A 13500-nucleotide genomic window follows, 5' to 3' on the forward strand; every position below is an offset into this window, starting at 1 on the left:
TGAAAACGCCTTGTCCGGCCTGTGAACGGGCGTCATTAGACCTTTAACCCAACAGCACGCGATCGATGTTGCTGCAGCCCAGCGCTTTCAGCGTCGCGGCGGTGGCATCCCACTGGATCAGCGGCGCATCGGCTTTTTCCGCCAGAACCGCACGCTGAATATCGGCATAACTGTAGCCGTTCAGATTCAGCATAATCAGTGCCCCCTGCAACGGTGGCAGCGTCGGGTTAAACGCGGCGTTTTCGCCATAGCTTCCACTAAAGATACGTCCGTCTTTGCACTCCAGCGCCACACCGCTCGGTGACTGGCTGTATGGCATATGACTACGGCTCGCGGCGGCAATGGCCGCTTGCGTCAGCGCATCTCCCTGAGGGGCAAAACCGTGATCCTGTTCGTCCATCAGCAGCGTCTTGATGTCGAGATCTTTCGGCCCAAACGCGTCCGGCAAATAGTCGCGCAGCGTATGCGGTTCACGACCGGGCAGATGAATGCGCAGATCCAGTCCGCTGTTCAGTTCGTTCATAAACTGGCGGCAGTGGCCGCACGGCGTGTAGTTAACGGTGATCGCCGCGAGACCTTTTTCTCCGCGCAACCAGGCGTGGCTGATGGCGCTTTGTTCCGCATGAACCGTTTGTTGCATGGTCGCGCCGAGGAATTCCATGTTGGCACCGAAATACCACGTTCCGCTCACGCCGCGCGCAATCGCGCCAACGTTGAAGTTCGACAACGGCGTACAGGCGCAGGCCGCCGCCAGCGGCAGCAGCGCGAATGCCAGCGCGTCTTCGTCCAGTCCCGTTGCGCTTTTAAGCATTGATACCTGCTCAGCCGTCAGCGAAGCGGGGAAATGCGTATCTGCCAGAATGGGCGCCAGCGCGGATTGCAGGTTGTCCGCGAGTTGGCTAAAGGCAGTTTGAAAACGTGGGTGCATGGCGTTGCCTCATAACAATGTATTGGGATCGTAGTGTACGGGCCTGTTACGGCTATATGTGTGATATTATTCTCATTGTGTATGCAACTTATGAAACATAAATTAAAAATGTGCGACGTATCGCAAATTTTAGCCCGCGACCGCGAGAATAATCGGAAACAGGAACGGGGCGATCAGCGAGGTAATAATCCCGCAAATCACCAGCGCCAGCGAACTGAACGCGCCTTCCTGATAATCCAGCTCCGCGCAGCGGGCGGTGCCGAGGGCGTGGGACGCGGTGCCCATCGCCAGTCCGCGCGCGGCTTTAGTTTTAATGCGCATCGCGTTTAACAACGTATGACCAAAGACGGCGCCGAGAATACCGACGAAAATCACGCACACGGCGCTAACCGCCGGGATACCGCCGATGCTGCCGCCCACGGCCATCGCAATCGGCGTAGTGACGGATTTCGGTAACACGGAGGCGGCGATTTCAGGCGTGGCGCCCATCAGCAGCGCCACCGAGGTGCCGGTGACCATAGCCACAACGCTGCCGACAAAGCAGATGGTAATGATTGACTTCCAGCGGGCGCGAATCTGATGCAGCTGTTCGTACAGTGGATAGGCCAGCGCCACGACTGCCGGTTGCAGCAGGTCATTCAGTACTTCGCTACCTTTAAAATAGCTGGCGTAGGGGATACCGGTCAGCAGAAGGAATGGGATAATCACCACCATCGCCACCAGCAGCGGATTCAGTAAAGGAAATTTAAACCGTGCAGCCAGTTTGCGCGCGCCGAAAAAAACCGCCAGCGTCAGCGGTAAAGACCACCAGATTGACGACATCATTCTTTAGATCCTTTCTGACCGACCACTTTCCGTTCACCGTGAACCAGGTGTGAACTCCAGCTCACTACCAGAAACACCACCAGCGTACTGATTGCACACGACACCACCACCGGGCCGAACTGCGCGCGCAGCAGATCGAAGTACTGCATCACGCCGACGCCAATCGGCACAAACAACAGCGCCATATAGCGAATCAGCACATAGCAGCCAGGGTTCACCCATTTCGCCGGGATGATTTGCAGCGCCAGCAGCACAAACAGGATCAGCATCCCGATGATGCTGCCAGAAATCGCGACGGGCAGCAGGGACGCAATAAAAATTCCTGCATACAGACAGGCATAAATCAGCACGAAAGCGCGTAAGTATTGCCAGATGATATTCAGTGTCTTGCTCATGTTGAAATTCCTTGAAGCGACGGATTCATCATACAATTAAACTTTAAAACGTGCTATCGATCACATCATGAATTCTTAGCATACTGAACATAGACAGCGGGAACATTGGGCAATATCCCCAATACGTGATGCTAAACTTGTGCCAGCAGTTGCAGAAAACGACTCAGCGCGCTGGACGGCGTCTCATTATTGCGCCAGAACACGCCCACGCTGCCTTTCTGTTCAATCTTCGGCAGGTTGAGGATCACCAGCTGTCCCTGACTGGCATAGCGCTGCGCCAGCCGTAAAGAAAGGATAGAGATCATATCGCTGCTTTGCAGCAGGTTAGTACTGACGTTCATTGATGCCGACTCGATGGTGTTTTCCGGCAGCATCACGCCGTTATCGACCAGCGCGTTATCAATACTCAGGCGGATAGGCGTCCCCGTCGGCCAGACGATCCAGCGCCAGTGCGCGAGATCGGCCCAGCTCAGGGTGTCAAACTTCGCTAGCGGATGGTGGGGACGGGCGACAAAGCAAACGGGTTCGGTATACAGCACCTGATAATTGAGCGGAAGCTGCAGCGCTCGCCCACCGACGCGGCCGACCACGACATCCACGGAACCGGCAAGCAGGTCGTGTAACAGCGGCGTCATGACCTTTTCTTCAATGTTAAGGTGCAGCGTCGGCATCTCAACGAGCAGATTGAGGATCGCCTGCGATACACAGTCGGTCGCCACCGGCGAGCAGCCAATCTTCAGACTCCCTACCAGCCCGCCTTCTTTAAAGCGCGCCATTTCATACTGCGAGCGCTCCATGTCATTGATTAAACGCTGGGCGTGTTGCAGCAGCAACTTGCCGCCTTCCGAGGGGCGCAGGCCTTTACTGTGACGCTCAAAGAGCGTGATCCCCATCTCATCTTCGAGCTGTGAAAGCCATTTCGACAGCGCGGGCTGGGTGATATTCATCATTCGCGCTACGTGCGTGAGATTCCCTTGTTCGCCCAGCGCCACCAGCATTTGCAGATGGTGCAGCTTCAGTTTTTGCGCCCAGTTTGCCATCAGCGATAACCTCCAGGTTATGTCTCTGCATGAAATGTCATTGTACATTTTATCGCCCAGTCTACAAACTCGTAACATACCAAAAACAAAACAACATCTGTCCCTACCTGCACCGAGGCATTCACTATGACTCAACGACGTGAACTACAAGCCCTGATCGATGCTGCTCCTGTCAGCAAGACACAGTGGCGGGTGATCATCTGCTGCTTTCTGGTGGTCATGCTTGATGGTTTTGATACCGCAGCCATCGGCTTTATTGCACCCGATATTCGTACCCACTGGCAGTTAACTGCCGGAGACCTCGCCCCGCTGTTTGGCGCAGGTCTGTTAGGCCTTACCGCCGGCGCCTTACTTTGTGGACCCCTGTCTGACCGCTTCGGTCGCAAACGGGTGATTGAGCTCTGCGTGGCGCTGTTTGGCGCGCTGAGCCTGATTTCCGCCTTTTCGCCGGATCTGCAAACGCTGGTTATCCTGCGCTTTCTGACCGGTCTTGGCCTGGGCGGCGCCATGCCCAACACCATCACGATGACCTCTGAATACCTGCCCGCCCGCCGCCGCGGCGCGCTGGTCACCCTGATGTTCTGCGGCTTTACGCTCGGTTCAGCGATGGGCGGGATTGTCAGCGCGCAGCTGGTGCCGGTTATTGGCTGGCACGGGATTCTGGTCCTCGGCGGCGTGTTACCGCTGATGCTGTTCTTTGTCCTGCTCGCGGTCCTGCCGGAATCTCCGCGCTGGCAGGTACGTCGTCAGCTACCGCAGGCAACCATCGCCAGAACGGTCAGCGCGATCACCGGCGAGCGTTACGACAATACTCAGTTTTACCTCCAGGAGGCGGCGGCGATTGCCAAAGGCAGCATTCGTCAGCTGTTTGTTGGCCGTCAGTTGCCCATTACCCTGATGTTATGGGTGGTGTTCTTCATGAGCCTGTTAATCATCTATCTGCTGTCGAGCTGGATGCCGACGCTGTTGAACCATCGTGGGATTGACCTGCAGCAGGCTTCCTGGGTGACGGCGGCGTTCCAGATTGGCGGTACGCTCGGCGCGCTGGCATTGGGCGTGCTGATGGATAAACACAATCCCTTCCGGGTGCTGGCCGTGAGCTACGCGCTGGGAGCGGTATGCATCGTCATGATTGGTCTGAGCGAAAACGGTTTATGGCTGATGGCGCTGGCGATTTTTGGTACCGGGGTGGGTATCAGCGGATCGCAGGTGGGCCTCAATGCTTTAACCGCCACGCTCTATCCCACCCAGAGTCGGGCGACGGGCGTGAGCTGGTCCAACGCGGTGGGGCGCTGCGGAGCGATTGTCGGTTCGCTTTCCGGCGGCGTGATGATGGCGATGAATTTCTCTTTCGACACCTTGTTTTTCATTATCGCTGTTCCGGCGGCCATCAGCGCGGTGATGTTAGCCGTACTCACGGTCGTTGTCCGCCAGTCAGCCTCTGTCCCTGATGTTATGCCGCACGCAAGCGTCGTGAACGAATAAGGAGAATCCCTATGTCAGAACATAATCAGGATGTTAAAAACAGCCGTCAGCAGTTTTACCAGCATATTTCGGGGCAGAATCTGACCCCGCTGTGGGAATCGCTGCACCATCTGGTTCCGCAAACGCCGAATCCGACCTGTGCGCCAGCCTACTGGAACTACCAGGAAATTCGGCCGTTGCTGCTGGAAAGCGGCAACCTGATTGGCGCGAAAGAGGCGATTCGTCGCGTGCTGGTCCTGGAAAACCCGATGCTGCGCGGTCAGTCCTCTATAACGTCAACGCTCTACGCGGGACTGCAGCTAATCATGCCGGGCGAAGTCGCCCCCAGCCATCGTCATAACCAGTCGGCGTTACGCTTTATTGTGGAAGGGAAAGGGGCATTTACTGCCGTGGACGGCGAGCGGACCCAGATGCACACTGGCGATTTTATTCTGACCCCACAGTGGCAATGGCACGACCACGGCAACCCTGGTGATGAGCCGGTGGTCTGGCTGGACGGTCTGGATCTGCCGCTGGTTAACATTCTGGGCTGCGGCTTTGCCGAGGATTACCCGGAAGATCAGCAGGCGGTCTCGCGTAAAGAGGGAGACTACTTGCCGCGCTATGCCGCCAACATGCTGCCGCTGCGCCATCAGAAAGGCAATTCATCACCGATTTTCAACTATCGCTATGACCGCAGTCGTGAAGCGCTGCACGACCTGACTCGTCTCGGCGATGCCGATGAGTGGGATGGCTACAAAATGCGCTATGTCAACCCGGTGACTGGCGGCTACCCGATGCCATCGATGGGGACGTTCCTGCAACTGTTGCCAAAAGGCTTTACCTCGCGGGTGGCGCGTACCACTGACAGCACCATTTATCACGTGGTTGAAGGGGCGGGGGATGTCACCGTCGGCAACGAGACGTTCCATTTCTCAGCCAAAGATATTTTTGTGGTTCCGACCTGGCACGACGTGTCGTTCAACACCACCGATGAAACCGTTTTATTCAGTTTTTCGGACCGACCGGTACAGGAAGCCCTCGGGTTGTTCCGCGAAGCCCGCTATTAATTTGGGAGAGAGCTATGACTCAGTATGTATTTGCACCACAGGCCCCCATCAGCGTACCGGTTGTCGGCAGCGATGCGCAGTTCCCCGTTCGTCGCGTGTACTGCGTAGGGCGTAACTATGCCGCCCATGCCCGCGAAATGGGGTTTGATCCGGACCGTGAGCCGCCGTTCTTTTTCTGTAAGCCTGCCGATGCGATTGTGCCGGTAGCCGCAGGCGAAACGTTAGCGCTGCCATACCCGGCGCAAACGGATAACTATCACTATGAAATTGAGCTGGTGGTCGCCATCGGCAAAAAGGGCAGCGATATCCCGTTAGAAAACGCCCATGAGTATATCTGGGGCTATGCCACCGGGCTGGATATGACCCGCCGCGATCGCCAGATGGAGATGCGTCAGATGGGGCGTCCGTGGGAAATCGGCAAAGCGTTCGATCTTTCTGCGCCCATCGCGCCGCTGCATAAGGCGGATGAAATTGCAGATATCACTTCCGCGCCTATCTGGTTACAGGTGAACGGCGACGATCATCAGCGCAGCGACATCCGCCATCTGATCTGGTCGGTGAATGAAACGATCAGCTATCTGTCCGGCTTCTTCGAACTGCAACCGGGCGACCTGATCTTCACCGGCACGCCGGAAGGCGTTGGCGCCGTGGTGAAAGGGGATGTGATCACCGGTGGCGTGGACGGACTGACGCCTGTCGCTGTGAAGATTGTCTGAGGTGATGTATGAAGCTGTACAGTTTTTTTAACAGTTCGGCGTCGTACCGCGTGCGTATCGCGCTGGCATTAAAGGGGATCGACTACCACACGGTGGGCGTCAATATCCGTATCGGTCAGCAAAATGAACTGGCCTACCGGCGGATGAATCCGGTGGGGCTGGTACCGACGCTGGTGACCGATGATGGCGAAGCGCTGGGCCAGTCGCTGGCGATTATCGACTGGCTGGACCGGCATTTTCCGCAATCACGTTTGCTGCCCGTCAGCGATCCGGCGCGCACGCAGGTGCTGGAGATCGTCTATGCCATCGCTTGCGATATTCACCCGGTGAATAACCTGCGGGTGTTGCGCTATCTGAGCGAGGAACTGAAGGTCAGTGAAGAAGAGAAAAAACGCTGGTACGCGCACTGGATCCAGCAGGGGTTAAGCGCCGTCGAACAACTGTTGCGTCAGAGTCAGTCGCAGAACTACTGCGTGGGTCATGCACCGACGCTTGCCGACTGCTGCCTGGTCCCGCAATGGGCGAATGCGTTAAGAATGGGGTGCGATCTGAGCGGCTATCCGCGCTGCAAAGCCGTGTATGATGCCTGCACACAGCTCCCGGCGTTCATCGCCGCCGCCCCGGAAAATCAACAAGATAAAATCTCAGCCTGAGAAGGAGAATGACAATGGCTAAAGTGACGAGCGCAATTATTGTCGGCGGCGGAATTGGCGGGGCAGCCACCGCGCTTTCGCTGGCGCGTCAGGGTATCAAAGTGATGCTGCTGGAAAAAGCCCATGAAATTGGCGAGATCGGCGCGGGTATTCAGCTCGGTCCAAACGCCTTCTCTGCGCTGGACAGCCTCGGCGTCGGCGACGTCGCGCGTCAGCGTGCGGTGTTTACCGATCACATCACCATGATGGACGCCGTGAACGCGGAAGAAGTGGTGCACATCGAGACCGGACAGGCCTTTCGCGACCACTTCGGCGGTCCGTACGCGGTCATCCACCGGGTCGATATTCACGCTTCCGTCTGGGAATCAGTACTGACGCATCCGAACGTTGAGTACCGGACCTCGACCAATGTGGTCGACATTCGTCAGACGGCGGACGACGTAACGGTGTTCGACGAGCAAGGGAATAGCTGGACCGCCGATATTCTGGTCGGTTGTGACGGCGTGAAGTCGGTGGTGCGTCAGAGTCTGCTGGGCGATTCGCCGCGGGTGACCGGTCACGTAGTCTACCGTGCGGTCATTGACTGTGCGGATATGCCGGAAGACCTGCGCATCAACGCGCCAGTGCTCTGGGCCGGACCGCACTGCCACCTCGTGCACTACCCGCTGCGCGGCGGTAAGCAGTACAACCTGGTCGTCACCTTCCACAGTCGTCATCAGGAGGAGTGGGGCGTGAAAGACGGCAGTAAGGAAGAAGTGCTGTCGTATTTCGCCGGGATCCATCCGCGCCCGCGGCAGATGCTGGATAAACCCACGACCTGGCGTCGCTGGTCAACCGCCGATCGCGAACCGGTGGAGAAATGGGGCACCGAACATATCACGCTGGTGGGCGATGCCGCGCACCCGGTGGCGCAGTACATGGCGCAGGGGGCCTGTATGGCGCTGGAAGATGCTGTCACGCTGGGTAAAGCGCTGGAGCAGTGCGACGGCGATGCGGCGAAAGCCTTTGCGCTGTATGAGTCGGTGCGCATTCCACGCACGGCGCGCATCGTCTGGTCGACCCGCGAAATGGGGCGCGTCTATCACGCGGCAGGCGTGGAGCGCCAGGTGCGAAATCTGTTGTGGAAAGGCAAATCACAGGCGGAGTTTTATCGCGGCATGGAATGGCTGTACGGCTGGAAAGAAGATAACTGTCTTCTGCCACGCTGAGAAAAAGGGCCTTTGCCGGGAGGCGCTTCGCTTACCCGGCCTACAAGCAGGATGGAATGTAGGTGCTTCGCTTGCCCGGTCTACCAGCAGGATGGAATGTAGGCCGGATAAGGCGCTTTACGCCGTCATCCGGCAAAAGGTTTTGCTCATCGCACAGAGGCGCTATGATAGCGCCTCTTTTTTTTGCGGGTGACGATATGCGGGTTTTACTGGCGCCGATGGAAGGCGTACTGGATTCACTGGTGCGCGAACTTCTGACGGAAGTGAATGATTATGATCTTTGCATCACCGAGTTTGTGCGCGTGGTGGATCAACTCTTACCAGTAAAAGTCTTTCATCGTCTCTGCCCTGAGTTGCTCAACGGCAGCCGGACCCCTTCCGGCACCTTAGTCCGTGTGCAACTGTTGGGGCAGTATCCCCAGTGGCTGGCGGAAAATGCGGCTCGCGCCGTGGAACTGGGATCTTACGGCGTCGATTTAAACTGCGGTTGCCCGTCAAAAATGGTGAACGGCAGCGGCGGCGGGGCGACGTTACTCAAGGATCCTGAACTCATCTACCAGGGCGCGAAAGCGATGCGTGAAGCGGTGCCCGCGCATCTGCCGGTGACGGTAAAAGTGCGTCTGGGCTGGGACAGCGGCGACAAGAAGTTTGAGATTGCGGATGCCGTCCAGCAAGCCGGGGCGAGCGAACTGGTCGTACACGGGCGCACCAAAGAGCAGGGCTATAAGGCGGAGCACATCAACTGGCAGGCGATTGGCGAAATTCGCGAGCGGCTGTCTATTCCGGTGATTGCCAACGGTGAAATCTGGGACTGGCAAAGCGCTCAGAAATGTCTGGCCGTTAGCGGCTGTGACGCGGTGATGATTGGTCGCGGAGCATTGAACATTCCCAATCTCAGTCGGGTGGTGAAGTATAACGAGCCGCGAATGCCATGGCCGCAGGTTGTCGAGCTACTGAAAAAGTATACCCGTCTGGAAAAACAGGGCGACACCGGCTTATATCACGTTGCGCGTATTAAACAATGGCTGGGTTATTTGCGTAAGGAATACCGTGAGGCCACGGATGTCTTTCAGGATATTCGCGCGTTAAATCATTCACCGGATATTGCCCGCGCGATCCAGTCGATTGAAGTTTAATATTATTGAAGTGTTTATATTCCGCTGGAATATATTTTGCCAGGTGTGACTTTTCATTGCCGAAGATGTTATGCCACGCGTAACTAAAAAACCGGTCACAACAACGGGTAAGCTCCGCACACCTTTTCTTAGCAGAATATCTTCATGACTCGTTACTCTTTTCACGCGCTGACAGCGTGCTTTCCGCTGGCTGTTTTGCTCGCGGGATGTGCCCCCATGCATGACAGCCAACCGACGCTGACTCAGCGACCTCCCGCCTCTCATGTGGATTCAACGCTGCCTCCGGCGCTGAATAACGGGTGGCCCGGGAGCCAGTGGTGGCAGGATTATCATGACGCACAGTTGAACGAGTTAGTGAAGAACGCGATCGCCAGTTCCCCGGATATGCAGGTGGCGGAACAGCGGATCACGCTGGCCGAAGCGCAGGCCAAAGCGGTCGAAGCGCAGGGGGGGCCGCAGGTTGATTTCTCTGCGAATGCTGAACGGCAGAAAATGTCAGCAGAAGGGGTCATGGGGCCGTTTGCGCTTACCGATCCGGCCGCAGGCACGACCGGGCCGTGGTACACCAACGGTACGTTTGGCCTGACAGCCGGTTGGGATCTCGATTTGTGGGGTAAGAACCGTGCGGAAGTGACGGCGCGCATCGGGGCGGTGAAAGCGCGGGAAGCTGAACGTGAGCAGACCCGCCAACTGCTAGCCAGCGGCGTTACGCGGCTTTACTGGGAATGGCAAACAGATGCGGCGCTCAGCAAGCTGCTGACTCAAATTGAACGGGAGCAGCGCAACATCATTGATACCGATCGCCAACTGTACCAGAACGGCATCACCTCTTCGGTGGAAGGTGTGGAAACGGATATTGATGACGGTAAAACTCAGCAGCAGTTGAATGATATCGCCGGGAAGATGAAGGTCATTGAGGCGCGTCTGAGCGCGCTGACCAACACGCAATCGACATCGCTGAAACTGCATGAAGTGAGCCTGCCGCAGGTGGAGAGCCAGCTTCCTGGACAACTGGGCTACGCCCTGCTGGCGCGCAGAGCGGATTTGCAGGCGGCGCACTGGGTGATTGAATCCTCCATGAGCAGCGTGGAGGCGGCGAAAGCGGCGTTCTATCCCGACATCAATCTGATGGCCTTTTTGCAACAGGATGCGCTGCATCTGAGCGATCTGTTCCGCAGTTCCGCCCAACAGATGGGCGTGACCGCTGGCCTGACGCTGCCGATCTTCGACAGTGGCAGACTGAATGCAAACCTTGATATCGCCCAGGCGCAGAACAATTTGTCGATCGCCAGTTATAACAAAGCGGTGGTTGATGCGGTGAACGACGTGGCGCGCACGGCCAGTCAGGTGGCGACGCTGATGCAGAAAAATCAGCATCAGCAGCAGATTGAACATGATGCCGATCGGGTGGTCAGCCTGGCGCAGGCGCGCTATGACGCCGGGATTATCGCTGGCTCTCTCGTCAGCAAGGCCAGAATACCCGCGCTGCGCGAGCAGGGTAACGGACTGATTTTACACGGTCAGTGGCTGGATGCGTCCATCCAGCTTACCAGCGCGCTCGGCGGCGGCTATCATCACTCCTGAGCCTTCTTCGCCTTACTGCGGCGCTTCAGCCACCAGCGAGCGCCGATCACCAGCACCACCGCCAGAATCAGCCAGATCCAATGTTTGAGATGCTGATCGAGGTGATGTAACCATGGCGCGACCACTTCACCTCCCACATAACCCAGGGTGGTGAAGATCAGCGCCCAGACCAGTGCGCCGAGGATATTCAGCGGTAAAAATATCTTTGGCGGCAGATGGCTGGCGCCAATCAACAGCGGGCCGATCACGCGAAACCCGTACATGAAACGGGTGCCGATCACGAACAGGTACGGGCGACGCTGAATCATCTTCTGCGCCTGACGAATTTTGTCACGATGACGTGCAAAGCGGCGCAGGATCCTGCCACCAAAGCGGCGTCCCAACAGGTACAGTAGCTGATCGCCTATCATGCCGCCTAAGGCCACGGCCACGACCACGAGGGGGAACTTGAGTAATCCCTGATGTGCGGCAACGCCCCCCAGCAGGGTGATGGTTTCGCCTTCAGCCAGACTCCCGACCACCAACGCGGCATAACCGTATTGCGCAATAAGACTGTTTATATCCATACGTCTGTATGACCTCCACGAATGTAAGCATACACCCTCTGAATTCGTGATGCTCAAAAAGGGCCATCAGGCGCGGCGGCATTTCTTTGTCTGTACAATAAATAATCGCAAAGCTGAATTATACTTGAAGTGTTAGGTCCACAGCTGACAACAAGGGGGCGGTATGAACCATGTCTGGGGGCTGTTTTCCCATCCCAATCGTGAAATGCAGGTGATCAACAGCGAGAACGAAACGGTTTCGCATCACTACACCCACCATGTGCTTTTGATGGCGGCCATCCCGGTCATTTGCGCCTTCATTGGTACGACCCAAATCGGCTGGAATTTTGGCGACGGCACTATCCTGAAGCTTTCTCTGTTTACAGGCCTTGTGCTGGCAGTCCTGTTCTATGCCGTGATGCTGGCGGGCGTGGCGATCATGGGGCGCGTGATCTGGTGGATGGCGCGGAGTTATCCACAGCGTCCGTCTTTGACGCACTGTATGGTGTTTGCCGGTTATGTGGCGACGCCGCTGTTTCTCAGCGGTCTGGTGGCGCTGTATCCGCTGGTGTGGCTTTGCGCATTTGTCGGGACGGTAGCGCTGTTCTATACCGGCTATCTGCTTTATCTGGGCATTCCGACATTCCTGAATATCAATAAGGAAGAAGGGCTGAGTTTCTCCAGCTCGACCCTGGCTATCGGCGTACTGGTACTGGAAGTGCTGCTCGCGCTGACCGTCATCCTCTGGGGATACGGCTATCGCTTGTTCTGATTACCGTGCTGCATTGTTGGTGCAAAAGCCAGCAATGCAGCATTTCCTGACGATTCTCTTCTGGCGGCAAGGTCATTAGCTCGCTATGATTCCTCTGCTAGCCTGAGCCATCCTGACTCCGGCGGTGCGTGTCATCACGCGTGAACCATTTTCTGAAATCTCATCATGCTGAAATTCCGAGTTTCCATACTGAGCCTGGCGCTGATGCTGGCTGTGCCTTTTGCACCGCAAGCGCTGGCAAAAACGGCGGCGACTGCCGCGGCGTCTCAACCTGAGATTGCCTCCGGTAGTGCGATGATCGTGGATCTGAACACCAATAAGGTGATCTATTCGAACCATCCGGACCTGGTGCGTCCGATTGCGTCGATAACCAAATTAATGACGGCGATGGTGGTGCTTGATGCACGGCTGCCGCTGGACGAAAAACTGAAAGTGGATATCAGCCAGACGCCAGAGATGAAAGGGATCTACTCTCGCGTGCGGCTGAACAGTGAAATCAGCCGTAAAGATATGTTACTGCTGGCGCTGATGTCCTCGGAAAACCGGGCCGCAGCAAGCCTGGCGCATCATTATCCGGGCGGCTATAACGCGTTTATTAACGCCATGAACGCGAAGGCAAAAGCGCTGGGTATGACCCAGACCCGTTTTGTGGAACCGACCGGTTTGTCGATTCACAACGTGTCGACCGCGCGCGATCTCACCAGACTGCTGATCGCCAGTAAGCAGTATCCGCTGATTGGGCAACTGAGCACCACGCGTGAAGATATGGCGACCTTCGCCAACCCGGCGTATACGCTGCCGTTTCGCAATACCAACCATCTGGTGTATCGCGACAACTGGAATATTCAGCTTACTAAAACTGGCTTCACCAACGCTGCAGGGCATTGCCTGGTGATGCGCACGGTAATCAATAATAAACCGGTGGCGCTGGTGGTGATGGATGCATTCGGCAAGTACACCCATTTTGCCGATGCCAGTCGTTTACGCACGTGGATCGAAACCGGGAAAGTAATGCCGGTTCCGGCAGCGGCATTGAGCTATAAAAAGCAAAAAGCCGCACAGATGGCCGCGGCGGGCGGCAATGCGGGTGAGCAAACCGCGCAAAACGACTGATGCGGCTATAGGCCGAATAAGGTGAAGTCGTCCTGGGAAATAGCCTGATGA

14 protein-coding genes are annotated in these 13500 nt (G+C 56.7%); 9 read left to right on the forward strand and 5 right to left on the reverse strand.

Annotated elements, in window-relative coordinates; all coding sequences use genetic code 11:
• Positions 1 to 43: 43 nt before the first annotated feature.
• The 4 genes from cdd to WM46_RS02500 all read right to left on the reverse strand — a co-directional run bounded on the left by cdd (position 44) and on the right by WM46_RS02500 (position 3188).
• A complete protein-coding gene (cdd, locus tag WM46_RS02485; protein WP_102601318.1) occupies positions 44 to 928 on the reverse strand; it encodes a cytidine deaminase in 885 nt (294 codons plus the stop codon).
• 129 nt (positions 929 to 1057) lie between these two features.
• On the reverse strand, positions 1058 to 1753 hold the full coding sequence (locus WM46_RS02490; RefSeq protein WP_102601319.1) for a CidB/LrgB family autolysis modulator: 696 nt from the start codon (positions 1751 to 1753) through the stop codon (positions 1058 to 1060).
• Positions 1750 to 2148 carry a CidA/LrgA family protein gene (locus WM46_RS02495; RefSeq protein WP_046481609.1) on the reverse strand — a complete coding sequence of 133 codons (399 nt, stop codon included), beginning with the start codon at positions 2146 to 2148 and terminating at the stop codon, positions 1750 to 1752. Before WM46_RS02495 ends, WM46_RS02490 begins: the two co-directional genes overlap by 4 nt.
• A gap of 131 nt (positions 2149 to 2279) precedes the next feature.
• A complete protein-coding gene (locus tag WM46_RS02500) occupies positions 2280 to 3188 on the reverse strand; it encodes a LysR family transcriptional regulator (protein ID WP_042317990.1) in 909 nt (302 codons plus the stop codon).
• Between the two features lie 126 nt (positions 3189 to 3314).
• Between WM46_RS02500 and WM46_RS02505 the strand changes: the two genes are divergently transcribed.
• The 7 genes from WM46_RS02505 (at position 3315) to mdtQ (ending at position 11019) form a co-directional block, all read left to right on the forward strand.
• Positions 3315 to 4673, forward strand: coding sequence for an MFS transporter (locus tag WM46_RS02505; protein ID WP_061074703.1), 1359 nt, complete (start codon positions 3315 to 3317; stop codon positions 4671 to 4673).
• An 11-nt stretch (positions 4674 to 4684) separates the two neighbouring features.
• Positions 4685 to 5722, forward strand: coding sequence for a gentisate 1,2-dioxygenase (gene gtdA, locus WM46_RS02510; protein ID WP_102601320.1), 1038 nt, complete (start codon positions 4685 to 4687; stop codon positions 5720 to 5722).
• 14 nt (positions 5723 to 5736) lie between these two features.
• Positions 5737 to 6438: a fumarylacetoacetate hydrolase family protein gene (locus WM46_RS02515; RefSeq protein ID WP_102601321.1), complete on the forward strand. Its 702-nt coding sequence runs from the start codon at positions 5737 to 5739 to the stop codon at positions 6436 to 6438.
• Positions 6439 to 6446: 8 nt separating this feature from the next.
• Positions 6447 to 7091, forward strand: coding sequence for a maleylacetoacetate isomerase (gene maiA / locus WM46_RS02520; protein WP_102601322.1), 645 nt, complete (start codon positions 6447 to 6449; stop codon positions 7089 to 7091).
• Positions 7092 to 7105: 14 nt separating this feature from the next.
• Positions 7106 to 8299 (forward strand): 3-hydroxybenzoate 6-monooxygenase, encoded by a 1194-nt coding sequence (locus WM46_RS02525; RefSeq protein ID WP_102601323.1) that lies wholly within the window; start codon positions 7106 to 7108, stop codon positions 8297 to 8299.
• A 197-nt stretch (positions 8300 to 8496) separates the two neighbouring features.
• Positions 8497 to 9435: a tRNA dihydrouridine(16) synthase DusC gene (gene dusC, locus WM46_RS02530; protein WP_102603762.1), complete on the forward strand. Its 939-nt coding sequence runs from the start codon at positions 8497 to 8499 to the stop codon at positions 9433 to 9435.
• A 144-nt stretch (positions 9436 to 9579) separates the two neighbouring features.
• Entirely contained in the window at positions 9580 to 11019 is a 1440-nt protein-coding gene (mdtQ, locus tag WM46_RS02535; protein ID WP_102601324.1) for a multidrug resistance outer membrane protein MdtQ, read from the forward strand.
• On the opposite strand, the gene WM46_RS02540 is transcribed toward mdtQ, so the two are convergent.
• Positions 11010 to 11585: a DedA family protein gene (locus WM46_RS02540; protein ID WP_102601325.1), complete on the reverse strand. Its 576-nt coding sequence runs from the start codon at positions 11583 to 11585 to the stop codon at positions 11010 to 11012. The genes mdtQ and WM46_RS02540 overlap by 10 nt on opposite strands.
• 163 nt (positions 11586 to 11748) lie before the next feature.
• Here WM46_RS02540 and WM46_RS02545 point away from each other — a divergent pair, with 163 nt between their 5' ends.
• Together WM46_RS02545 and pbpG are read left to right on the forward strand one after the other, a co-directional pair.
• A complete protein-coding gene (locus tag WM46_RS02545; protein ID WP_102601326.1) occupies positions 11749 to 12336 on the forward strand; it encodes a Yip1 family protein in 588 nt (195 codons plus the stop codon).
• A 165-nt stretch (positions 12337 to 12501) separates the two neighbouring features.
• Positions 12502 to 13449: a D-alanyl-D-alanine endopeptidase gene (gene pbpG / locus WM46_RS02555; protein ID WP_061074694.1), complete on the forward strand. Its 948-nt coding sequence runs from the start codon at positions 12502 to 12504 to the stop codon at positions 13447 to 13449.
• Positions 13450 to 13500: the final 51 nt, after the last annotated feature.

It is taken from the genome of Citrobacter freundii complex sp. CFNIH2, from assembly GCF_002880615.1.
Classification (GTDB): domain Bacteria; phylum Pseudomonadota; class Gammaproteobacteria; order Enterobacterales; family Enterobacteriaceae; genus Citrobacter_A; species Citrobacter_A amalonaticus_F.